Consider the following 21,807-nt stretch of genomic DNA (forward strand, 5'->3'; position numbering starts at 1 on the left):
CCGACCATGGAGAGGAATGGGGGTTTCGCACATGCGGAAGATCTTCATCATCGGCATCGGCGCCGGAGACCCACGGCAAATGACCGTGGAGGCGATCGAACGGCTCAATGAAGCGGAGGTCTTCTTCTTCCTCGACAAGGGGGACAACAAGCGGGACTTGGTGGAGGCACGGCAGGCGATTCTGGACCGCTTCGTGGAACGATCGGACTACCGGGTCGTCACCTCGGCCGACGTCGGCCGCGACCGCGACCCCGCCGACTACGTCGCGACGGTGGCCGACTGGCACAACCGCAGATCCGACCTGTATGAGCGGATGTTCCTCGACGAACTACCCGAGCACGGGATCGGCGCGATCCTGGCCTGGGGCGACCCCACGCTCTACGACAACGTCATCGCGGTGCTGGAGGAGGTCAGGTCACGCGGCCGGGTGGCCTTCGACTACGAGGTCGTTCCCGGCATCAGCAGCGTCTCCACCCTGGTGGCGCGGCATCGCACGAGCCTCAACCAGGTCGGCAAGTCCGTGCTCGTCACCACGGGACGCCGCCTGGCCGCCGAGGGATTCCCGAGCGACGTCGACGACGTCGTCGTCATGCTGGACGCGCACTGCTCGTTCACGACCCTGGACGACGGGGATCTGCACATCTACTGGGGTGCCTACCTCGGCACACCGGATGAGATCGTCATCGCCGGACCGCTGGGGGAGGTCGGCGCGCGGATCGTCGCCGTCCGGGCCGAGGCCCGCGAGCGTAAGGGCTGGATCATGGACACTTATCTGCTGCGCCGCCGCTCCGGCTCGTGATCGGCGTTTTCCCGCAGGCGATTTCATGGCAGGCGTTGTCGTGAACTCCCCGTAGATTTCGGCGGCTCTTGCCCCGGAGGTCGTGGTGCGGTTGAACCGGCGGTGCGCAGGCGCCGATCGTGACCTGTCCGCCGGGCGCCTTCCGCCCCGAGCACGGAGGGGGCGGCGGTCGCCTCCCGGTAGCCAAGTTCGAGCGTGCCGGTCATCACCGCGTCGACGTCGAGGACGCCGCACATCGGGTGCCCGTTTCGGCTGTCGTGCGAGGTAGAGCAGGCCGGCGCACTCCGCATGCACCGCGCCGCCGCTCCTCGCGAAAGCGGAGACGTGCTCTTGCAGGGTGAGCGGGTCGGGTACGGCGAAGCCGTGTCTGCCGTTTACGGCGGCTTCGCCGTACATTCATATTGATCAAATATCTGAAAATCCACTCGAAGGTGCACCTCCGGGACTTCCGGCGGCTTTTGTGGTAAATCCATTTCGTGTATGCGTGATGGCCGTTATAGATATTTTGGGAATTTAGACTTGACCCCCGGCCGGGTTCCGACCACGATACTCTCACCGCACCTCAGCCCGACCGGAAATGGTCGTGCTCTCCACTCCACACCGCCCCGGCGTGGAGTCCATTCTTGCCACAGGGGGTGTAGTGAAATTCTTTAGATCGATGCTCGTCGCACTGCCCGTCGTGCTGGCCGCCGGCGTGCTCACGCCCGCGGCGGCGGCCGCGTCGGTGACATCCTCCGGGCGCACGACGGCGTGCGCTCCGGCGAGCGCCGTCGACAAGGCCGTGCGCTATATCAAGGCTCAGCAGCAGCCCGACGGCTCCTTCCCGAGTGTGGGGCAGACGTCGACCGCCGACGCGGTTTACGCGCTCGTCGCGCTCGGGGTCGACCCGTCGACGGTCAGGCGCGACGGCAAGTCGGCCGTCGACTGGATATACAGCCAGACCACGAGCATCCCCAACGCCGGTGTCGCGGCGAAGTTCCTGCTCGCGCTGGCTCTCGCGAAGAAGCCGACGGTCGCGCCCGACGGCTTCGACTTCAAAAACCGCGTCAAGAGTGCATACGACCCGGCCACCGGTCTCTACGACACCAACCCCACGGGCAACGCCTACGCGCTGGCCGCTCTTCGCGCGGTGGGTGAGCGTCCGCCGTCCAGGGCGCTGCGGGCCTGGGAGGACCTTCAGCAGCCGGACGGCGGCTGGAGTGCTTACCGGCCTGCCGCCGAGACCGACACCAACACGACCGCGGTGAGCCTGGTCGCCCTCAAGGCCAACGGCAGGAGCCGCACGATCCCGGCGGCACTGCGATATCTGCGCACGCAGCAGAGCGCCGACGCGGGTTTCACCTTCTCCACGGCATACGGCACGGCCAGCGATGCCAATTCCACCGGCCTGGTGATCCTCGCCCTGCGCGCGACGGGGCAGAACTTCAGGAATTGGCGGAAAGGCAACGCCGACCCCGCCGGGCGGCTGCTGGACCTCCAGAATCCGAGCGGGGCCTTCCGCTACAACGACGAAAGCCCGGGCGACAACGCGTTCGCGACGTTCCAGGCGGGCCAGGCCCTCGGCCTGATCCGCTGCCGCTGAGCGGTCACCTCGACGGCGGGCGAAGGGATTCTCCGCCCGCCGTCGCCGCTTAGACCTTGGCGTTATCCGTCAAATCGATTAACGGGCATAAATCCATGTCTAGTGGGACGAGGGCATGGACTGGGGTGCACCGAGGTCTGCCGGGGCGCGATCGCCGGACGGGAAGCGCCTGACCGAGATCACCATCAGCGACAACGTCAGCAGCAGGATCACGCTCGCCGCGACCGCGGGCCCGAGGCCGCCGTGGAGTTCGAGCGCCACGCCGCCGAGGGCGCCGGCCAGGGCGATGCCGACGTACAGACCGCTGGTGTTCAGCGCCACCGCCTCGGTGCCGGCGTCGCCGGCCAGGCGCAGCGCCCGGGTGTTCATGGGAGGGTTGAAGCCCCACCCGCCAAAACCCCACACGGCGAGGGTCGTCAGCAGCAGCCACACCGGCGCCGAGCCCTGCCCCAGAAGGCCGATGACCGCGAGCCCTGCCGTCGCGACCGCCTGCACGCCGAAGGTGAACAGCAGCGCACGGTCCGCTCCCCACCTGTCGGTCAGCCTGCCGCCGGCGAAGGTGCCGAAGGCCCCCGCGACGCCCACCACGGCGATGCTCAGCGCCACCAGCGTGCCACCCCGGCCGGTCAGGTCGTGGGTGATCGGGGCGATGTAGGTATAGGTCATCAGCCCGCCGCTCGCCCCCATGACCGTGCCCAGCACGCCGAGTAGCACCGCCGGCCGGCTCAAGGCGCGCAGTTGTGCCCCGACCCCGAGCTCGGGTGCGCCGGGGAGCCGCGGCAGCAGCACGGACGCCGCGGCGACCACCGCGCACGTGAACAGCGCCACCGCCGCGAACGTCGAGCGCCAGCCGAACGCCGAGCCGAGGAGCGTCCCGATCGGCACCCCGGCGAAGAGCGACATGGTCAGCCCGGCGGCCACCACGCCCATCGTCCGGCCAACCCGCTCAGGCGCCGCCAGCCGGCCCGCCATCCCGAACACCGCGGGGGTGATCGCCGCCGCCACGAGCGCCGCCAGCACCCGCAGGGCCATCAGCGCGGCATAGGCCGGGGCCAGCGCCGTCACGACGTTGACGACCGCGAAGACGGCAAGTCCCCCCACCACCAGGGTCTTGCGCGGCCATCGCGCCGTCAGCACCGCTAGCGGGGGCGCGGCCAGCGCATAGGTGATGGAGAAGACCGTCACGAGCTGCCCCGCCGCCGCCTCGCTCACGTCCAGGTCGGCCGCGATCTCCGGCAGGACTCCGGCGATGACGAAGTCATCCGTACCGATCACAAACGTCGCCAGGAGCAGGACCAAGAGCCAGCCGTGTCCTCGCACGCCCTTGTTGTCAGCGTTCATGCGTGCACGCTAAAAGCGTGACACCGGTGTCAAGGTCAAACGGGCGGCCCGGTGATCGCCGTGTGATGCACGGCCAGGCGTGTGCGTTGCTCCTGGAGTTGCTCGATCCGGCGGTCCACCTCGGCCAGCCGCCGGCGTGCGGTCTCCCCTTCGGCGGCGCATCGCGGGGATTCGTGCAGGGGCCGGTCCAGGCAGCCGTGGGCCGCGTATGCCCCGACGTCCTCGATGTTCAGACCGGAGTCCAGGAGGTGCTTGATGTTGCTCGCGCGGACGACCGCCGACTCGTCGAAGTCGCGATATCCGTTCTCCGCGCGCACCGACGACAGCAGGCCCTGCTGCTCGTAGTAGCGCAGGGAGCGAGCGCTCGTCCCCACGAGTCTGGCCAGCTCTCCGATGCGCACAGCCGCCTCCCCTCCGCCTTGGCCGGTCGCAGGCGAGTCTATGCGGGCGGGCACGTCAGGGGTTCTGGCCGGTCGCGCGGAGGAGGCGGCGGCGGGCACGTCAGGGGTTCTGGCCGGTCGCGTGGAGGCGGCGGCGGGCGTGTCAGGGGCTTGGCCGGTCGCGTGGAGGCGGCGGCGGGCGCGTCAGGGGGCTTGGCCGGTCGCGCGGAGGAGGCGGCGGGCGGCGCCGGTCAGATAGTGCCGGAAGTCCTCGGGATCTTCGACGGTGAACTCGACGTCGGTGAGCACGAGCACGACGGCGAGCCATTTGTAGGAGTCGACCTCGGCGATGTAACGGCAGGTGTGATCGTCGATCGGGTGGAGTGTCCCGTCGACGCGGTGCAGACGCGTCGCGGCGTCGCGCGCGCCGGTGTGCAGCGTGAGCGTGATCCGGTGGGCGGCAGGCCCGCGGAAACGCTCCCGCAGATGATCGGCGAGATCGCCGGGCGGCAGGGCTCGCGCACGGAAGGTCTCACCTGTCGTGGCCGGCTCGGTGATGCGGTCGAGCCGGAAGGTGCGCCAGTCGTGCCGGTCGAGATCCCACCCGAACAGATACCACCGTTGCCGCAGGCGCACGAGCCGCATCGGCTCGACCGTCCGCCGCGACGGCTCCCTGTCGTCGACCAGCGCAGGTTCACCGGAAACGCCCGCTCCACCGTCGGCACGGCGAGCGACCTCGCGCCGCTGCTGCGGCTCGCCTTCTCCCGTGCCGGCCGGCCCTCCGCCGGGTTCACCCCCGCCTACTCGTTCAACGACCCCACCGGCATGTGCCCCTGCTGCGAGGGGCTGGGCGTCGTCGACATCGACCTTGAGGCACTGCTCGACCGTTCGAAGAGCCTGCGCGAGGGCGCGATCCGATTCCCCACCTTCGCGCCGGGGACCTACCGGTGGAAACGCCTCGTGCATTCCGGCCTCGTCGACGCGGACCTGGCTCTCTCCGAGCTGCCGCCCGACGATCTGCGGACCCTGCTGTACGGCGAGGGCCTGCGGCTCGCCAACCCCGACCCGGAATATCCGGCGACGTCAAAGTTCGACGGCGTCATGCCGCGCCTGCGCAACTCCTACCTCCGCCGGACCCCGTCACGGCTCACCGACGACGAGCGCGAGGCCCTCGCCGCGGTGGTGACCCGGCGCACATGTCCCGGCTGCGCGGGAACACGCCTCAACGAAGCGGCCCGGGCCAGCCTGATCGACGGCCGGTCGATCGCCGACTGGTCGGCCCTGCCGATCGTCGAGCTGCGGCACGTCGTCGCCTCGGTCGCCGCGCCCGCCCTCGCCCCGCTCCTCACGGCCGTCCGGGACCGGCTCGACGCCCTCGACGCGGTCGGCCTCGGCCACCTGAGCCTTGACCGCGACTCCAGCACCCTGTCCGGCGGCGAGGCCCAGCGCGTGAAGATCGTCCGCCACCTCGGCAGCGCCCTCAGCGACGCCTGCTACGTCTTCGACGAGCCGAGTACGGGGCTGCACCCGCACGACGTGCACCGGTTGCTCGACCTGCTCAACCGGCTCCGCGACGCGGGCAACACGATCCTGGTCGTCGAGCACCACCCGGCGGTCATCGCCGCGGCCGACCACGTCATCGATCTCGGGCCGCGGGCGGGAGCACTCGGCGGCGCCGTGCAGTTCGAAGGCACCCCGGCGGAGCTGCGGCGCACCGGCACGCCGACCGGCCGGGTGCTGCGTGCCCCGATCCGCCTCCGCCGGCACCCCCGGACCGCACGCGGAACGGTGACGATCGCACACGCCCGTGCGCACAACCTCCGCGACGTCACCGCCGAGGTGCCGCTCGGTGTGCTGACCGTGGTCACCGGGGTGGCCGGCTCAGGCAAGAGCACGCTCTTCGCGTCGGAACTGCCTCGTCAGCACCCCGGCTTCACGGTCGTCGCCCAGGCGTCGCTGCGCGGTGGCCTCAGGTCGACCCCGGTCACCGTACTCGGCGTCGCCGGCACGATCCGTGAGACCTTCGGCCGGGCCGCGGGGCTGCACCCGTCGTGGTTCAGCCCCAATGCCCGCGGCGCGTGCCCGGTCTGCAAGGGCAAAGGCGTCATCATCACCGATCTCGCCTTCCTCAACGATGTGCAGACCACCTGCGACGCCTGCGCCGGCACGCGGTTCAATCCCACCGCGCTGGCCGCCACCCTGCGGAGCCACACCATCGCCGACGCTCTCGCCATGGGCCCCGCGAAAGCCGCGGCGCTCTTCGCGGGCCGGCCGGACGTCGCCCCGCGGCTCGGCTGGCTGGAGCGCGTCGGACTCGGCTATCTGTCGATCGGCCAGAGCCTCGACACCATGTCCGGCGGAGAACGGCAACGCCTTCAACTCGCCCGCCACCTCAGCGACCTCCGTGACCCCCGCAGTGGCCGGATCGTCCTCGACGAACCGACCGCCGGGCTGCACGGCGCCGACGTCGACCGCCTCCTCGCGCTGTTCGACGACCTCGTCGGGGAGGGTGCCACCGTCATCGCCATCGAGCACAACCAGCGTGTCGTCGCGCACGCCGACCACGTCGTCGACATCGGGCCGGGCGCGGGCATGCACGGCGGCGAGGTCGTCTTTCAGGGCCCGCCCGAGGCCCTGATCGACTGCGACTCCTCGGTGACCGGCCGATATCTCCGCAAGGCACTCGATGAGCTCGGCGAGAGTCCGCCCTCACTTTAGAGCCTAGGGGGTTCCCGGGCCGGCCCTCGAAGGGCTCATGGCGCGGACCCGCGTCATCGACGCGTCGGCGGGGGAAACCTTGGGCACGCGCGGGATCTCGCCTGCCGGGATCAGTCGCCGGACGGGGCGGCCGGGCGGTAGACGCACAGGTTGACGCCCCGCTCGCTGGTGGTGACGGAGACCAGTTCGAGGGTGCGCTTGCCGCCGTCCCCGGGGAAGATGCTCTTGCCGCCGCCGAGGAGCACCGGCATGATCATGAGGCGGAGCTCGTCGGCCAGCCCCTCTTGGACGAGGTTGCGGGCGAGGGTGGCGCTGCCCATGACCACCATGTCGCCGCCGGGGGCCTCGCGCAGCTCGCGGATGCGCTCCACGGCGTCGCCTTTGGGGATGCGGACTGAGTTGTCCCACGTCAGCGCGTTGTCGGCGAGGGTGTCGGACACGACGTACTTCCGGATGGTGTTGATCCGGTCGGAGAACGGATCGCCCTTGCGGCTGGGCCAGGCCCCCGCCATCGTCTGCCAGGTGCGGCGGCCGAGGAGCATGGAGTCGGCCTTCGACAGCACGTCGTCGAAGGCGCCTCCCGTGAGCTCGTCGAAGAAGGGGTGGCTCCAGCCGCCGTGGGCGAAACCACCGTCGGTGTCCTCCCCGGGGCCGCCGGGGGCCTGGACGACGCCGTCGAGGCTCATGAACTCGATGATGACGATGCGCATGGTGTTTCTCTTACTTTCGTGTCTTTGACGGTGAACGGTCAGCCGAAGTTCTGGGTCGTCCAGGCATCCCACGCGGGCTGCTCGTCGCGGCCCGCGAAGTTCTGGTGGCCGAGGACGAGGGCGTCGCCGCGGTCGCTGCCCGAGTGGATGAAGCGATAGAGGCCCTCGGCCGTGCGAATCCCCAGGTTGACGGGCAGGTTCGCGTAGAAGACGACACCGGTGGAGCCATCCGGGAGATGGACGGTCTCGCCCTCCTCGACGTGCTGGGCGAGGCCGAGCGACTCGGTGACGGTCTTCCAGACGGTTTCCGGGCCGCCGGCACCGAACCTCGCCACCGTGGTGACCGACGGAGTGCGCCCGGCGAAGTGGCGCAGATATTGCCGGAGCGTCTCCAGGTAGATGGGCCAGCCCGCCTTCATCGCCTCGAATTCGGTCTCCCAGTCGTCGCCGAGCACGCCGTGCTGCACGAGCCGCAGCACGGTGGTGCCGCCGCCGCGCCCCTCGACGAGATATTCGATCGCCATGAACCGCCCGTCGGGGGACTCCTCACCGCGGGTGGCGAGGCGGGCGCCCGGCTCGTAGGCGGTGATGACGGCCCGCTGGGTGTGGCCCAGCATGGAGAGGTTGGCCGGCCCGCCCTCCTCGGCGCCGAGCTCGCTGCGCCCCATGAACCACGAGTCGAAGCCCGGCCCGGTCGAGATGGCCTCCCAGACCTGCTCGGGTGTGGCGTTGAGTTCGAGCTCCTGGTTCAGCTCAAAGGGATGTGTCATGACTTGTCCTTCATGCTCGGATGGACGGCGACGACGATCCTGTGGTCACGGCCGCGCTCGGCGGACTGGTCGTGATATTTCGCGACGAGGGCTGAGACGGCCCCGGCGAGCTCCTCGGCGAACGCCGCCCGGTCGGCCGCCGAGGCGAAACGCACCTCACCGTCGATCGCGAAGGTCGCCAGGCGCTTGCGCGCTTGGGTGGCCCCCTTGATGAGCGCCCCGACATCGCGCACCAGCCGGGCCGCGACGGCCAGCAACCAGCTCGCCGACAGGTTGTCGGGGGAGCGCGAGGGGTCGGGCTGGACCGACGCCAGCGCGGTCGGCGAGATCACATAGGAGGCGGCGGTCGCACGCATGATGCGCTCGTTGACGTTGCCCTTGCGCCGCTCCTCGATCATCTCGACGAGCCCGTGGGCCTCAAGCGCCTTGAGGTGGTAGTTGACCTTCTGGCGGGGCAGGCCGACCTTGGCGGCCAACGAGGTCGCCGAGCCGGGCTCGCTGAGCTCGGCCAGCAGTCTGGCCCTGATGGGGTCCAGTGAGACCTCGGCCGCGGCCGGGTCCTCGATCACGACGACGTCCTGCATGCCTTCAGAGTAGCCACCGACAATTTTTCTTGTCAAGACAGCGTTCCTCGTCGGTGATCCGCCGGGGTACGGCGGAGTCGGGTCGGGCTCATGCCGTACACCTCGCCGCCGATCGCCGGTGGAGGCGAAGTGACCTGGGGCTTCTCAAATGGATGACTCGCAGTCATTCGCACGGTTTGGGTGGACGCGCGGCATTCTGCTGGCTAAGATCGCGGGTGCTGTTCCGGCAACGGATCCTGCTCGGGGCCAGGGATCTGTACGACCTGTGAAAGGCAGGATCCGGAGATTCTTCCGTTGCTTTTTCGGGACCCCGAAAGAGTGGGTCCCCACCGCATCCTCGGACGGCTCGGCGCGGGTGGCATGGGCGTCGCGCCGGCCGGAATGGAGCGTTCCGCGCGCCGCACGTGGAACAGCCCCCTCCGGTGAGACTGAATCCCCTCGTCGACGGCGACCCGGCCAAGGTCGGCGGTTACGCCATTGTGGGACGGCTCGGTGTGGGCGGCATGGGGATCGTCTACGCCGGCGTGTCGGCGAACGGCGCGCGGGTGGCGGTCAAGCTCGTGCACGACGCCGTCGCGGCCGACCCCGAGTTCCGCTCCCGGTTCGCCCGGGAGGTGCGCGTGATGCGGCGCGTCGGCGGGCGGTGCGTCGTGCCCGTGCTCGACGCCGACCCGCACGCGGCCCGGCCGTGGATGGCCACAGAGTTCGTGCCCGGCCCGACGCTCGACCAGCGTGTCCACGAACGGCGGCCGCTGGAGGGTGACGTGCTCTTCGGCCTGGCCGCCGGTCTGGCCGAGGCGCTGCGCGCCATCCACACGGCCGGTGTCGTGCACCGCGATCTGAAGCCGTCGAACGTCATCCTGGGCCCGCACGGCCCGCGCCTGCTGGACTTCGGCATCGCCTCGACCCTGGACGGGACGGTGCTGACCCGCACCGGCCTCGTCGTCGGCTCCCCGGGGTGGATCAGCCCGGAGGAATACGTGGGGGAGGACGCGGGCGGCGCGGCCGACGTGTACGGCTGGGGCCTCCTTGTCGCTTACGCGTCAAGCGGGCGTCTGCCGTACGGCACGGCCCGTCCGGAGGTGCTGGCGCTGCGCGTGATGCGGGACCCGGTCGACACCTCCGCCGTGCCGGAGAGGCTGCGGGAACTCGTCGACGCCGCCCTCGACAAGTCCCCGGCGCGGCGGCCCGCCACATCCGAGCTGCTCGCGTCGGTCGCCGACGCCTGGCGGCGGCAGCGCGGCCAGGCGATCGTCCTCGTGCGGGACGACCCCGCCGCCGACATCACGACCCACCTCCAGCGCACATGGGCCCCGCCCGTGGCCGGCAGCGTGGCGCCCTGGCCCGCGCCGGAGACCCCGTGGCACGCACGCCCGCTCCTCTGGGTGGCCGCCGGCGCCGCCGCGGTGGGGGTTCTCGGCCTGATCGTGGCGGAGCATGACGAGAGGCCGCGGGAACGGTCCTCCGTCACCTCGCAGGTGCCGGGCGGCCGCGGGGCCGCGGTCCCGCCCCCCGCTCCGATCCCGGCGGTCCCCGCCCGTGCGCAGCCGACGACGGCGCTCTTCAACGGCATAACCCTCCGGGTTCCCGGGGGCTGGAGACTCGTCAAGGTCCATGAGGACGTCGCCTGCCTGGAGTCGCCGAACTCGCGGGGGAGCAACGGCGCCTGGGACTACCCCTGCCGCCCGGACGCCATGCGGATCGAGACGTTCTCCACGCCGGAAAAATGGCCGGGAAGGTCGATCGGCGATCTCGTGAACGGCTGGCGTTTCGACGGTGAGTTCGTGCTTCCCTGCTTCTCCGGCGGCACGGCCACCAGGAAGGCGGGACTTCCGGCCCGTAAGGCGAACGGGGACGCCGCCTATGGGCACGTCACCGACTACGACTCAACGGTCGGCGGGAAGCTGCTCACCTCCGGAATGACGTCCTTGAGCGACGGCAGGAACGCCGTGCACCGGAAGTGGCGCCTCCGGTGCTCTCACGGGTCCTACACCAGCAGGGTCTGGTATCTCCCCAAGTCCCAGGTCGCCTTCGTCGTCCCGAGCGTCAAGAGCGTGGACGAAGCCGCCTTCGAACAGGTCGTGGCCTCGGCGAACATCGACGGATTGACCCGCGGACCGGCCGGCTGACTGCCCGAAAACGAGCCAATGCTCATCCATCCGGTGCCTGTGCGTCACTCACACAACAACTACAGGTCACGCGGGGTCGAGAGATTCGGGGTGTAGGCCGCCTCTCATCCCGAGGAGACCCATGTTCCGGCGCCTGAGCCTCATGGTCACAACCATCCTTGCCGTTCTGGCGGTGTCCGGCACCGCCGTGGCAGCCGCCGTCAAACCGCCGCAGGCGGTCGTCAACGTCGCTCACCGTGGCGCGTCGGCGTATGCGCCCGAGAACACCATCGCCGCCTTCGAGCTGGCGAGCAGACAGGGAGCGCATTTCTATGAGATCGACGTTCAGCAGACCAAGGACCACGAAATTGTCCTGATGCACGACACCACCCTGACCCGCACCACCGACGTGGAAACGGTCTTCCCCGACCGGGCGCCGTGGCGGGTCTCCGACTTCACCCTCGACGAGATCCGCAAGCTCGACGCGGGATCGTGGTTCTCCGAGGAGTTCGAGGGCGAAGCCGTGCCCACTCTTGCCGAGACGCTGCGCGCCATGAACGGGCGGCGGCTCGGACTGCTTCTGGAGATCAAGGCCCCCGAGCTCTATCCGGGCATCGAGCGGAACGTCGCCGACGACCTGCGGGACCTCCCGTCGTGGCTGCGCCGCGGCCGCACCGTCATGCAGTCGTTCAACTGGACCTCGATGCGCACCTTCCACCAGGTCCTGCCCGGCGTCCCGGTCGGCCTGCTCGGCACCCCGCCGGTCGAGCAACTGCCGGAGTTGTCGAGCTTCGCCAAGCAGATCAACCCTCACTACAGCACCGTCACGCCGGACTATGTCCAGCGTGTGCAGGACCTCGGCATGGAGGTCCACACCTGGACCGTTGACGATCCGGAGGTCATGCGCCGCATGATCTCGCACGGGGTGAACGGCGTCATCACCAACAAGCCCGACGTGCTCCGCGACATCCTCGACAGCTGACATCCCCCGGAAGGTGGGTACGGCAGGGCCCTGCCGTACCCACCTGCTTTTTATGCGATTACCGGACCAGGGTCGGCAGGTGAAAGTCGCCCTCGCGGCGGTATGCTTCGGCGAAGGTGTAATGCCCGTGGTGGCCGATGCCGTGGTAGATGTGCACGGCCCTGTCGAGCGCGCGGTGCACGGCCCGGCCGCGCTCCAGGTCGCTGCCGATCTCCGCGAACCCCGGCACGAGGGCCTCGGCGTCCCCAGGGGCCAGGGCCTCGCTCCAATGGCGGCCGGAGAACTCCATCTGCGACTCAAGCATGTCCATCGCGGAGCACTTCTGCTCCCAGTGGGGCGCGATGTTGACCACGCAGTTGGGCCGGGACGGGGTCATGTAGTAGATCGTCGGCACCGGATGCGGCTCCAGGCCGTCGTCGGCGGCGAACTCGCGGCTCGCCAGCCCGAGCGCCTCAAGGATCAAGGTCATCGCGGGGCGGCGGTCGGGGTCGAGGTCGGCCAGGGAGTGCTCGGGATCCTGGGTGATCACGATGCTGGGGCGCACCGTGCGGATCACGCGGACCAGCGCACGCTTGTGCTCCTCGTCGACCGCCACATATCCGTTGCGGAAACCGAGGAAGTCGGGCTCCTGCACACCGAGGACGCCGGCGGCCTTCCGGACGTCGGCTCTCATGCGCTCGCGGCACAGCATGAGCGTCGCGAACGACTCCCCTCCGGCGGCGACGTTGGCGGCCAGCGCACCCCCGCACTCCACCAGCTCCATGCCGTAGACACCGATCAGCAACACACGCTCACCCATGGGTTCGCTCCTTCGACTCGCTCACCTTGCTATATCCCCTTATACCCCCCCGCCGTATAGGTCGGCAACGTCCGAGGGCGGGCCAGGTGGCGTGGTGCTGGTCGATGACGTAGTCGTGGCCGTGCCGCCACCCGCCGCCCACGGCCTCGGCGCCGGCCAGGTGGGGATGGTCCGCGGACAGGTCGATGTGAAGGTGGTCCAGCCGCACCGGGTCGCGGGAAGGCCAGGTCAGCGCAGCCGCGACGGCGGCGGCCAGGGCGACCCCGCCCAGCGCGGCGGCGGCGGCGGGCAGGCCCGCCGCCGTGGCGAGCCACCCGGCCAGGGGATAGGTCAGCAGCCAGCACGCGTGCGACAGGGAGAAGTGCGCGGCGAAGGCGGCGGGCAGATCGGGATCGGCGCACGAACGGCGGATCACCCGGCCGCTCGGGGTCAGTACGGCGGAGCCGGCGAAGCCGATCGCCGCCCAGGCGGCCAGGAGCGCGGGCCAGGACCACGGCCCGGGGGAGGCGGCGGTGAGCGCAGTGACGGCGGCCATCGCGGCGGGCAGCGCGAAGGCGGCGGGCAGCATCACGCCGCGATCGCTCACCCGGGTGAGCAGGCGCGGCAGCAGGAGTGCGGCGAGCATCGAGCCCGCGCCGTAGGCGCCGAGCGCCAGGGAGACGGCCTCGGCCGGGCGCTCGAAATGGTGGCGGACCACGACGACGGTGTTGACCAGGACCATCGCCCCCGCGGCCGCCACAGCCAGGTCCAGCGCGAGCAGGGCGCGCAGGCGCGGTGTGCGCCACCAGAGGCGGGCGCCGAAGACGGCTCTGCCGTACACCCCGCTGGTGCGCTCCACCGGGGAGGGCCGCGGCAGGACGACCGAGACGACGAGGGCGGCGGAGGCCGCGAAGCCGGCGGCGGTGCCGGTGAACAACCACGAGTAGGGGAGCACGACGAGGAGCGCGGTGGCGACGGCCGGGCTGAGCAGGCTCTCCAGGTCGTAGGCGAGGCGGGACATCGACAACGCGCGGGTGTAGTCGCGTTCGGCGGGGAGCACCTGGGGGATGACGGCCTGGAACGTCGGGGTGAACGCCGCAGACGCCGCCTGCAGCAGGAAGATCAGCACGTAGATCTGCCAGATCTGGGTGATCAGCGGCAGGGTGAGGGCGACCGCGGCCCGGATGAGGTCCGCCCCGACCATGAGCGTCCGCCTGGGCAGGCGGTCGGCCAGGGCGCCGATCACGGGGGAGATGGTGACATAGGTGACCATCTTGATCGTGAGCGCCGTGCCGAGGACCGCCGAGGCGTTGTCGCCCGCGAGGTCGTAGGCGAGGAGACTGAGTGCCACGGTCGCCAGCCCCGTGCCCAGGAGGGCGACGGCCTGGGCGGTGAACAGGTGGCGGTATGTGCGGTTCCGTAACACGGACAACATCGACGGCCTCCCGGAGGTCAACATGTGCATACGTGTGCACATATTAACCATAGCTCTACCAGGGGCGTAGTCCTCAGTCACGCTCAGTCGTGTGGCGGAAGGGAACGGATCTGGTGGTCGGCGACGTTCATCGCCTCCTCCACAAGCCGCCGCAGATGGCCGTGGCGCAATGAGTAGTAGACGTGACGCCCGTCCCTGCGCGTGGTCACCAGGCCCGCGAGCCGGAGCTTCGCCAGATGCTGGCTCACCGACGGGCGCGGCGCGCCGCACTCCTCGGTGAGCGTGGTGACGTCGGCCTCACCCCGGCCCAGACGGTGCAGGAGCGCCAGGCGGGTGCGATCGGCGAGCAGGACGAGCACAGACGCGGCGACCTCCAGCCGTTCGCCGTCGGCCTGCGAACCGTGTGCACCTGCCAGGTGCGCGCTTGTGCTCATGTGCCCATCGTAGGACCGTGCCCCGGCCCCGTCCGAGGATCAGCGCCCGCTTCTGCCGTCCGGGTGGAGCACAACCTTGATCCCCCCGTCGGCACCTTGCCCTCCGCCGCCATCTGACCCTGCATCTCAGCGGCGCCCGGGTCATGCGGCACGAACACCCCCACCGCACTGATCGAACCGGTGAACCGGACGGCGTCGATCAGCGTGTTGAGCGGCCCGCCGGCGTCCTCACGCCCCTGCGGGTCGTGGGCCTGGTAACCCACGCATTCGCAGCCGTTGTCCGCGCCCATGCCGAGCGTCGTCTCCTTGACGACCTCGACCGGGTGCTGTTCGGCGGGATTGATGGGAGTGGCCCCCATCTCCTCCGCGACACGCAGCCGGTCGGGATGATGATCGGCCACCCACACCCGGCCCGCCCCGCGAGACAATGCCTCTACCTTTCCCCCTTCCACCCAGCCCCCCGGCGAAACACGTCGCTGGACATCGGGGTCAGGTCACTTCGCGCGGCCGACATCTTTAACGTGACAAGGACATAGATATGAATTTATGGAGGCAAGATGACAGGTGACTATCGGCAGATACGGGCCGACTACGACGAGAACGGGATTACCGTCTATCAGGCTTACGGGCCGCATATCGCGATCCCTGCTGCGAAGTCCGGGCGTTTCCCCGAGACCTGGAGCCGGCAGCGGATGACGTGGATCAAACCGTCGTTCCTCTGGATGATGTACCGCTCCGGCTGGGCCGGTAAGCCGGGCCAGGAGCACGTGGTGGCGGTGCGGCTGCGCCGCGAGGGGTTCGAGGACGCCCTGCGCAACGCCGGACTGAGCCACTACGACCGGAAAGCGCACGCCGACCACGACGCCTGGGCCCGCACCCGGCATCGCCAGGTGCGTGTGCAGTGGGACCCCGAGCGCGATCTGCACTTGCATGCGCTGCCGCACCGGTCACTCCAGGTGGGGCTGTCGGGGGCGTACGCGGCGCGTTACGCCGATGAATGGATCCTCGACATCACCGACATCACCGACACGGTCAACGAGGTGCGCCGTCTGGTGGCCGACGGCGACCTGTCCGGGGCGGCGGAGCGCCTCCCGCTGGAGCGGCCTTATCCCGTCTCCGCCGACATCGCCACGACATTGGGGATGTGACCGTCACCTCTTGAGGAGTTCGCGCGCGAGCGCCTCACTCCACCATCGCTCGATCTGGTCGGGCGACCAGCCGCGCTCGACGGCAAGGGTCGTATAGACGTCGATGTTGCACATGCCCGCATATATGTCGACAGCGGTGGGGACGTCCAGGCCGTCGCGGAGTGTGCCGGCCGGCCAGGAGCCGAACACCCGGATCCGCGTCTCGTCCCCCCGCCGCCTGGCGTCGCCGTATGTCGTGGCGAACGCGGGCTCGGAACGCGCGGCCTCCCGCACAAGGTTGATAAGGCCTCCCGCGCGCTCGAAGAGCCGCCTGTCGTAGGCGGCCATCGCCGCGAGCTGGCGGGCCGGGCCGGCGGCGGGATCCTCCAGTTCGGCGACCATCTGCGACGGGTCGGCAGTCAGATCGCCGGCGTCGGCCAAGGCCATGGTCAGACCGGTCTTGTTGCCATATGTCGCATACACCGTGGGCACGGAGACACCCGCCTCCCGCGCCACGTCGCGCACCGTCGTCGCCGCCCACCCTTGCGCGACGAAGAGGCGAAGGGCGGCTCGGGCGATCTCGGCACGCGTCTCCTGCGCCTGCACGCTGCGGCGCAGGGAGTCGTAGCGGCGTCTGCCCGGGTCTGCACTCATGATCTGCAAGCTTATTGCTTTACGGTGCTTATAATGAATACGTGCTCCGTAAGTCATCCATGCCCCTGATCGGCGGCGTGGCGGCCATCGGATTCGCGTGCTCATCCTGGGCGGCTTGTCGGCCTCCTAGATGCCGGCCTCGCCCCGCTGGTCATCGATCGGGAAGGGCCCCTCGGACTGCTCGGCCTCGGTGGATGGCTGCTTTGGGTCACCTGGCTGATCGCGTACGGCGTGAGCCTGATTCGCCGGGCTCCCGTTCCTGTCGCCGGGTGAGCTGGCTTATGCCGTACGAGTCATGACGAAAGCGGAGTCCGATGCCTGTCCCGCGGGACGGTGCCCGGACCTCGCCCGGCGTCTTGATCAATGAGAGCCATGGGGACGTGTTCCAGCATGGTTCGCCTGGGGTGAAGTGATCGGACCCGCGGGGCCGGGTGCGGCTTCCGCGGGTCCGATGTCCACTAGGTGTTAGAAGGTGGCGACGTTGAGCAGGTGCTCCTTGATGCCGTCATAGTCGTCGGTGTTGTTCCAGTTGAGGTTGCCCGCCGCCTGGAGTGCGGCCTTCACCGCGGCGGGGGAGGCGGTCGGGTTGTTGGCCTTGTAGAGGGCCGCACCGCCGGCTACGTGCGGGCTCGCCATCGACGTGCCCGAGATGGTGTTGACGCCGCTGCCGATCCACGTGGAGAGAATGCAGACACCCGGGGCGATGAGGTCGATGTCCACCCCGTCGTTCGAGAAGTCGGCGAACGTGTCGTCCTGGTCGGGGCGGCAGGTGGAGGGTGCGCCCTTACCCGGGCGGCCGTTGAAGTCGGCGAGCGCGCTGACCGTGATGACCTCGTCGTACGCCGCGGGCACCGCGTTGGCCGCGTTGCCGTTGTTGTTGCCGGCCGCGACCACGAAGGTCACACCCGCGCGGACGGCGGCGCAGATCGACCGGTGCATGGCGTCGGCGTTGGTGTTGCCGCAGTTGTTGTCGTCGAAGCCGACGCCGCCGAGACTCATGTTCGCGACCTCGATGCGGGAGGCGTTGGCGGTGACGTAGTCGATGCCGCAGATCACCTGGGACCAGCTACCGCCGCCGCTGTTGTTGAGCACACGCACCGGCCACACCCGCGCGCCGGGCGCCACGCCGACGACCTGGTTGTTGTTGTCCAGCGCCCCGATGGTGCCCGCGACGTGGGTTCCGTGGCCGTTGCCGTCGTTGGCGCTGCTGCCGGTGTTGCAGTTTCTGGCTCCCGCCGTATAGACGTTCAGGTCGGGGTGGTTGAGCTGGATGCCGGTGTCGATGACCGCCACGTCCACGTTGACACGGGTGTCGACGTTGTCGATGGCGGCGGTGGGGCTTAGCTCGGCGTCGACGCGGTCGATGCCGGTGGGCAGGGTCTGCACATTGATCGACACCTGCCGGTCGGGCTGCACGAACAGCACCTGCGGGTCCTTGGCGACGGCGGCTGCCGCGCCGGCGGTCATCTTGGCCGAGTAGCCGCGCAGCGCGTGGGTGTAGATCTGGTCCACCGTGGCGCCGTGGGTCTCCGCTTGGGAGGTCGCCAGCGCCTGGGCGTTGGCGTCGTCCTGCAGGACGACGATGTAGCCGGTGACGGGATCCGGCGCGGCGCTGCTCATGGCTGTCGCCGGAAGCGCCGTCATAGTGAGGGAACTTGCGAAGAGGACTGCAAGGAGCGTTTTGCGCACAGGAAATCCTCCGCTCTGCCGCCCGGTCGGGCGAACAGAGTTGAGGCTGACAGACTGAGGTCATATATTTCCATAGGGTAAGTCATCTCTTAACACGAAATTTATCTAAAGCAATTGAAGTGGTCATAAATCACCACAAATAGCCCAGGCCGGAACCGCTCTCCACAGGCCCCGCGCTCCCACGCCGGAGCCTCGATCTCGGCTTCGGCTGCCGGCGGGAGCCCTTCTCACGCAAGGTGTGGGCCCGGCGTGCGCGGCACGTCGGCTCATCCGGTCCGGCAGATCAGGTCAAGTCCCGCGTCGAGGAGGAGCGGGCGACACCGAGTCGTTCCGCGGAACAACCAGTGGTCCAACGGCATGTGCCGGTGGGGACTTCTGCGTCGGGCAGGCACGGCAATGGCGGAGAAAAACCGATGGACACGGCGTGGAGGGAGGCTCTACCTTGTGCGCGTTCGGTGTCCGCTGACGTTATGGAGGTGCACATGTTGAGGGTCCGGGTGACGGCGGCCTATCGGTCGCGCTTCGCAGCCATCATCACCCATGTAGACGAAAAGGACCCCACAGGTGGATCTTCCACGCCACTTCACCATCCGCGAGAGTAGCCACCGGATTCACAACCCATTCACCGACCACCAACTCGCCACCCTGGGTCGGGCGCTGAGGCTGGAACCGGGCGCAAGCCTGCTCGACCTCGCGAGCGGTTCAGGCGAGATGTTGTGCACGTGGGCGCAGGCCCACGGGATCGTCGGCACGGGGGTGGACATCAGCAAGCTGTTCACCGAGAAGGCCCGCGCCCGCGCGGCCGAGCTCGGCGTCACCGGCCAGGTCGAGTTCATCCACGGCGACGCGTCAGGCTACGTCGCCGACCACCAGGTCGACGTCGCCGCGTGCATCGGGTCCACCTGGATCGGCGGCGACCTCGCCGGCACGATCGAGCTGCTGCGGCGCAGCCTGCGTCCCGGCGGCATGCTGCTGATCGGCGAGCCCTATTGGCGGCGCACGCCCCCCGACCAGGACTCCGTCGAAGGCTCCCAGGCCAACAGCCTGGATGACTTCATGCTGCTTCCGGAGCTGATCGAGCGGTTCGGGGAGCTAGGTTACGACGTGGTCGAGATGGTGCAGGCCGACCACCACGGCTGGGATCGTTATCGCGCGACCCAGTGGCTCAACATCCGCCGCTGGATCGACGACAATCCCGACGACGAGCTGGCGGACGAGTTCGCCGCCGAGCTCGCCACAGAGCCCGCCCGTTACGCCCGCTACCAGCGTGAATACCTTGGATGGGGGATCTTCGCCCTCATGATCCGCTGACGACGGGGTGTGCCCGGCTGCCGGGCCCACCCTTCACGTCTCCGCCGGCTGGACCCCGTTCAGCCGGCGGAGACGTACCCTCGACCGGCTGTGCCGCCCGAGACGTCCAAATGGTGACCGGTCATATAGCGGCTGTCGCCGGAGGCGAGAAACGCCACGGTGCCGGCGACGTCCGTCACAGACACTGCCGACAACTACGGCGAGCTTCAGGGGACTGGTCATCAGATACCTCCGAGGAGACCCCCGCCTTCAGGCGGGGAGGAATCGGACCCCTGCCGAGGAGGACAAGGGGCAGGCGTTTCGCCGTCAGGCGGACCACCGTTTCGAACATGCGGCTGGACCGCCCATGCGCAGGGTGGTCGGCGGGGTGTTGTCGGTCAGGGGGCGGACGCTGAGTGGCCCGGTAACGCGGAGGGGCGGCGCACCTCATCGGGCTGTCGCCGGCGGAGACTTTGAGCTCAGTGGGCGGTCCAAGGCGAAATGCCGGTGTCGTAGACGTTCACACCGCCGTGTCGGCCGGTGTCCGGTCCCGGAGGGGGACTTCGCGGATGAACCACGCCAGGGCGAAGGCGGCCACGCCAAAGACGGCTGCGGTGACGGCGACGACGTGCACGCCGCTGGAGACGGCGAAGTGCACCGCCTCGCGGGCCGCCGCCGGATAGTTCCGGAGTGTCTCCGCCGTCAGCCGGTCCGCGGCGATGCGTGCGCCTTCGCCGGGGCCGAGCCGTTCGATGAGTGTGCTCTGCAGACGCTCGGTGTAGAGGGCGCCGAGTGCGGCGGCGCTCGTACGGGTCTGGATCCGGAACGATGGAAACGCGACTACATCGGACCCTATGTGCGGCAGGTTGTAGAGTCGGGGGAATATCCCTTGTTCGCACGGTCGGTCATGGAATCCAAGGCAGCGCATCTCCCACCCTCCGAGCGTTTCGAGCACGGGCTTATCAGTGTCCTCGACGGGATAGCGGTGCAGATAACATCGGATCCCGCTGGCCGGCGAGCCCCACACCGCCCGTAGCCGCTTTCCGGCCTCGGGCTCACGACTCCTCGAAGTCAGCCTGTATCCGGACGTCGCGCGAGCCGATCACGACATATCCCTGCCGTCAGGCGAAACGGGAATGATTCTGGGCGGCGAACCGAAGGCGTCCACACCGAGTTGGGCAAACCACGTGACACCCGGCATCGACAGCGCCCATCCGACAAGAGCCCAGCCGAGGTGAAGGTGCTGCGTGACGTGCGCGAACGCGGCGACCCCCTCGGCCCGCACCCCGTCCGCACGCACATATGTCATACGACGAAGCCCGGCGGCGTGGCATTCGGCGGGAAGAACGGTGAGCGCGACAGGCCGCCGTTTACCGATCCAGCCGACCAGCGGATGGCATTGCCCACACGTGTGCGAAATGTAGACCTCGGCCGGAGATATGCCGTGATACGGACGCAACCGGGGAATCCATGGTCTGACATCTCTGCGATAGGCCGCCCATGCTGTGCCGTACTTTGCACTGAGTTTCTGCCCTTCATGCCAGGAGGCAAGGCCCGCTCCATATGCGAAAGCGGTAACCGCCGCACCGAAGAAACGCAGATCCAACGGAGCGAACACCAGCATGCCGAGCGTGATGGAGAGTTGCATCGGATTAGCGACATATCCATAAGGTCCGCTCGTGACCAGGCGCTTCGGCGGATCGTACGGCAAAGGCGTGCCCAGGCCGGTGACCGCGAACTCGCGGACGGCGGCCAGCCCCATCAGCGCTGGCACTGCGAAAACCTGAACCGTCAGACCCAACATCCAGGCCGGCCGCTGCCACACTCCCGTGAGGAGCACCGGCAGGGCGACCATGAGCCCTCCGGCCAGCCCGACTTGGAGGAGAACACGCGGGACGAGCCGTTCGTCGCGTGTGGTCCACCGGGCCAGCAGCAGCCCCGGCACGAGGGAAAACACGACGGCGACGGCTTCGCCGTACAACCAATCGGGGCCGAGCCGCACGACCGGCGCGGCCAGCGGCATGAAACCGAGATCGAGCCAGATCGCGACGGCGGCCGTCAGAGCAAGGGGAAGATTGACGCCGACATGGGCGGGGATGGCTCCCCACAGGATTGCCCACCCAAGCAGAAGATCCACCGGAACTCCCGCGACGACCGCTCCCTCCGCGGCGAAAGTCCACCAGCCAAGGGAAAGCGCGAGACCGTTCACCACGGCGAGCGCCAGAAGATTCCAGGCCGTGGCGAGAATGACGGCGGCGATGTCACGCTCACCCGGGCGGCGTACGGCGAGAGCCACCATCAACCCCGCCACCGGAATCAGCAGCCCGAGGCCGCGGATGAGCGCCGGGTCGTTCATCAGATACCTCCGAGGAGACCCCCGCCTTCAGGCGGGGGAGGAATCGGACCCCTGCGCAGCAGGCCAGGAG

Annotated in this window: 23 protein-coding genes; 9 read left to right on the forward strand and 14 right to left on the reverse strand. The window is 69.2% G+C overall.

All coding sequences use genetic code 11. From position 1 onward, the window contains the following. The first annotated feature begins 31 nt into the window (after positions 1 to 31). The 3 genes from cobF (at position 32) to Ssi02_RS33210 (ending at position 2,381) form a co-directional block, all read left to right on the forward strand. Entirely contained in the window at positions 32 to 799 is a 768-nt protein-coding gene (gene cobF / locus Ssi02_RS33200; protein WP_204031542.1) for a precorrin-6A synthase (deacetylating), read from the forward strand. Positions 800 to 994: 195 nt separating this feature from the next. Then, on the forward strand, positions 995 to 1,204 hold the full coding sequence (locus tag Ssi02_RS33205; protein WP_204031543.1) for a hypothetical protein: 210 nt from the start codon (positions 995 to 997) through the stop codon (positions 1,202 to 1,204). Between the two features lie 235 nt (positions 1,205 to 1,439). Beyond that, a complete protein-coding gene (locus Ssi02_RS33210; protein WP_204031544.1) occupies positions 1,440 to 2,381 on the forward strand; it encodes a prenyltransferase/squalene oxidase repeat-containing protein in 942 nt (313 codons plus the stop codon). 99 nt (positions 2,382 to 2,480) lie between these two features. On the opposite strand, the gene Ssi02_RS33215 is transcribed toward Ssi02_RS33210, so the two are convergent. The 3 genes from Ssi02_RS33215 to Ssi02_RS33225 form a co-directional block, all read right to left on the reverse strand. Beyond that, positions 2,481 to 3,722 carry an MFS transporter gene (locus Ssi02_RS33215; RefSeq protein WP_204031545.1) on the reverse strand — a complete coding sequence of 414 codons (1,242 nt, stop codon included), beginning with the start codon at positions 3,720 to 3,722 and terminating at the stop codon, positions 2,481 to 2,483. Positions 3,723 to 3,757: 35 nt separating this feature from the next. Beyond that, positions 3,758 to 4,123: a MerR family transcriptional regulator gene (locus Ssi02_RS33220; RefSeq protein ID WP_204031546.1), complete on the reverse strand. Its 366-nt coding sequence runs from the start codon at positions 4,121 to 4,123 to the stop codon at positions 3,758 to 3,760. A gap of 183 nt (positions 4,124 to 4,306) precedes the next feature. Next, positions 4,307 to 4,747: a helix-turn-helix transcriptional regulator gene (locus tag Ssi02_RS33225; protein WP_204031547.1), complete on the reverse strand. Its 441-nt coding sequence runs from the start codon at positions 4,745 to 4,747 to the stop codon at positions 4,307 to 4,309. Between Ssi02_RS33225 and Ssi02_RS33230 the strand changes: the two genes are divergently transcribed. Next, positions 4,724 to 6,820: an excinuclease ABC subunit UvrA gene (locus Ssi02_RS33230; protein ID WP_204031548.1), complete on the forward strand. Its 2,097-nt coding sequence runs from the start codon at positions 4,724 to 4,726 to the stop codon at positions 6,818 to 6,820. The genes Ssi02_RS33225 and Ssi02_RS33230 overlap by 24 nt on opposite strands. Before the next feature lie 110 nt (positions 6,821 to 6,930). On the opposite strand, the gene Ssi02_RS33235 is transcribed toward Ssi02_RS33230, so the two are convergent. The 3 genes from Ssi02_RS33235 to Ssi02_RS33245 are packed head-to-tail and all read right to left on the reverse strand — an operon-like array spanning position 6,931 to position 8,920. Beyond that, on the reverse strand, positions 6,931 to 7,530 hold the full coding sequence (locus Ssi02_RS33235; protein WP_204031549.1) for a dihydrofolate reductase family protein: 600 nt from the start codon (positions 7,528 to 7,530) through the stop codon (positions 6,931 to 6,933). A 38-nt stretch (positions 7,531 to 7,568) separates the two neighbouring features. Continuing rightward, positions 7,569 to 8,300, reverse strand: a complete 732-nt coding sequence (locus tag Ssi02_RS33240; RefSeq protein ID WP_204031550.1) for an SRPBCC family protein — start codon at positions 8,298 to 8,300, stop codon at positions 7,569 to 7,571. Beyond that, the gene (locus Ssi02_RS33245; RefSeq protein ID WP_239130215.1) at positions 8,297 to 8,920 is read right to left on the reverse strand and encodes an ArsR/SmtB family transcription factor; all 624 of its coding nucleotides are present in this window, start codon (positions 8,918 to 8,920) and stop codon (positions 8,297 to 8,299) included. Before Ssi02_RS33245 ends, Ssi02_RS33240 begins: the two co-directional genes overlap by 4 nt. A 386-nt stretch (positions 8,921 to 9,306) precedes the next feature. On the opposite strand from Ssi02_RS33245, the gene Ssi02_RS33250 reads away from it, so the two are divergent. Together Ssi02_RS33250 and Ssi02_RS33255 are read left to right on the forward strand one after the other, a co-directional pair. Next, complete coding sequence (locus Ssi02_RS33250) at positions 9,307 to 11,013, forward strand: serine/threonine-protein kinase (RefSeq protein WP_204031551.1); 1,707 nt, start codon at positions 9,307 to 9,309, stop codon at positions 11,011 to 11,013. Between the two features lie 121 nt (positions 11,014 to 11,134). Continuing rightward, complete coding sequence (locus Ssi02_RS33255) at positions 11,135 to 11,974, forward strand: glycerophosphodiester phosphodiesterase (protein WP_204031552.1); 840 nt, start codon at positions 11,135 to 11,137, stop codon at positions 11,972 to 11,974. 58 nt (positions 11,975 to 12,032) lie between these two features. On the opposite strand, the gene Ssi02_RS33260 is transcribed toward Ssi02_RS33255, so the two are convergent. From Ssi02_RS33260 to Ssi02_RS33275, 4 genes are all read right to left on the reverse strand, one after another. Beyond that, on the reverse strand, positions 12,033 to 12,773 hold the full coding sequence (locus Ssi02_RS33260) for a PIG-L deacetylase family protein (protein WP_204031553.1): 741 nt from the start codon (positions 12,771 to 12,773) through the stop codon (positions 12,033 to 12,035). Next, entirely contained in the window at positions 12,766 to 14,187 is a 1,422-nt protein-coding gene (locus Ssi02_RS33265; RefSeq protein WP_204031554.1) for an MFS transporter, read from the reverse strand. Before Ssi02_RS33265 ends, Ssi02_RS33260 begins: the two co-directional genes overlap by 8 nt. 83 nt (positions 14,188 to 14,270) lie before the next feature. Then, complete coding sequence (locus Ssi02_RS33270) at positions 14,271 to 14,621, reverse strand: ArsR/SmtB family transcription factor (RefSeq protein ID WP_204031555.1); 351 nt, start codon at positions 14,619 to 14,621, stop codon at positions 14,271 to 14,273. Next, a complete protein-coding gene (locus Ssi02_RS33275) occupies positions 14,618 to 15,049 on the reverse strand; it encodes a zinc-binding dehydrogenase (RefSeq protein ID WP_204031556.1) in 432 nt (143 codons plus the stop codon). Before Ssi02_RS33275 ends, Ssi02_RS33270 begins: the two co-directional genes overlap by 4 nt. 129 nt (positions 15,050 to 15,178) lie before the next feature. Here Ssi02_RS33275 and Ssi02_RS33280 point away from each other — a divergent pair, with 129 nt between their 5' ends. Continuing rightward, on the forward strand, positions 15,179 to 15,769 hold the full coding sequence (locus Ssi02_RS33280; RefSeq protein WP_204031557.1) for a DUF4291 domain-containing protein: 591 nt from the start codon (positions 15,179 to 15,181) through the stop codon (positions 15,767 to 15,769). 3 nt (positions 15,770 to 15,772) lie between these two features. On the opposite strand, the gene Ssi02_RS33285 is transcribed toward Ssi02_RS33280, so the two are convergent. Both Ssi02_RS33285 and Ssi02_RS33290 read right to left on the reverse strand, forming a co-directional pair. Continuing rightward, the gene (locus Ssi02_RS33285; protein ID WP_204031558.1) at positions 15,773 to 16,402 is read right to left on the reverse strand and encodes a TetR/AcrR family transcriptional regulator; all 630 of its coding nucleotides are present in this window, start codon (positions 16,400 to 16,402) and stop codon (positions 15,773 to 15,775) included. Between the two features lie 465 nt (positions 16,403 to 16,867). Further along, on the reverse strand, positions 16,868 to 18,091 hold the full coding sequence (locus tag Ssi02_RS33290) for a S8 family serine peptidase (RefSeq protein WP_204031559.1): 1,224 nt from the start codon (positions 18,089 to 18,091) through the stop codon (positions 16,868 to 16,870). A 564-nt stretch (positions 18,092 to 18,655) separates the two neighbouring features. On the opposite strand from Ssi02_RS33290, the gene Ssi02_RS33295 reads away from it, so the two are divergent. After that, positions 18,656 to 19,402: an SAM-dependent methyltransferase gene (locus Ssi02_RS33295; RefSeq protein WP_204031560.1), complete on the forward strand. Its 747-nt coding sequence runs from the start codon at positions 18,656 to 18,658 to the stop codon at positions 19,400 to 19,402. A gap of 59 nt (positions 19,403 to 19,461) precedes the next feature. On the opposite strand, the gene Ssi02_RS33300 is transcribed toward Ssi02_RS33295, so the two are convergent. Then, a complete protein-coding gene (locus Ssi02_RS33300) occupies positions 19,462 to 19,581 on the reverse strand; it encodes a hypothetical protein (RefSeq protein ID WP_204031561.1) in 120 nt (39 codons plus the stop codon). Between the two features lie 167 nt (positions 19,582 to 19,748). Here Ssi02_RS33300 and Ssi02_RS40020 point away from each other — a divergent pair, with 167 nt between their 5' ends. Further along, on the forward strand, positions 19,749 to 20,417 hold the full coding sequence (locus tag Ssi02_RS40020; RefSeq protein ID WP_373870232.1) for a TetR/AcrR family transcriptional regulator C-terminal domain-containing protein: 669 nt from the start codon (positions 19,749 to 19,751) through the stop codon (positions 20,415 to 20,417). Positions 20,418 to 20,483: 66 nt separating this feature from the next. Here the strand turns inward: Ssi02_RS40020 and Ssi02_RS33310 are convergent, their stop codons facing one another. Beyond that, on the reverse strand, positions 20,484 to 21,737 hold the full coding sequence (locus tag Ssi02_RS33310; protein ID WP_204031563.1) for a methyltransferase family protein: 1,254 nt from the start codon (positions 21,735 to 21,737) through the stop codon (positions 20,484 to 20,486). Positions 21,738 to 21,807 lie beyond the last annotated feature (70 nt).

This window comes from Sinosporangium siamense, assembly GCF_016863435.1.
GTDB classification, from domain to species: Bacteria; Actinomycetota; Actinomycetes; order Streptosporangiales; family Streptosporangiaceae; genus Sinosporangium; species Sinosporangium siamense.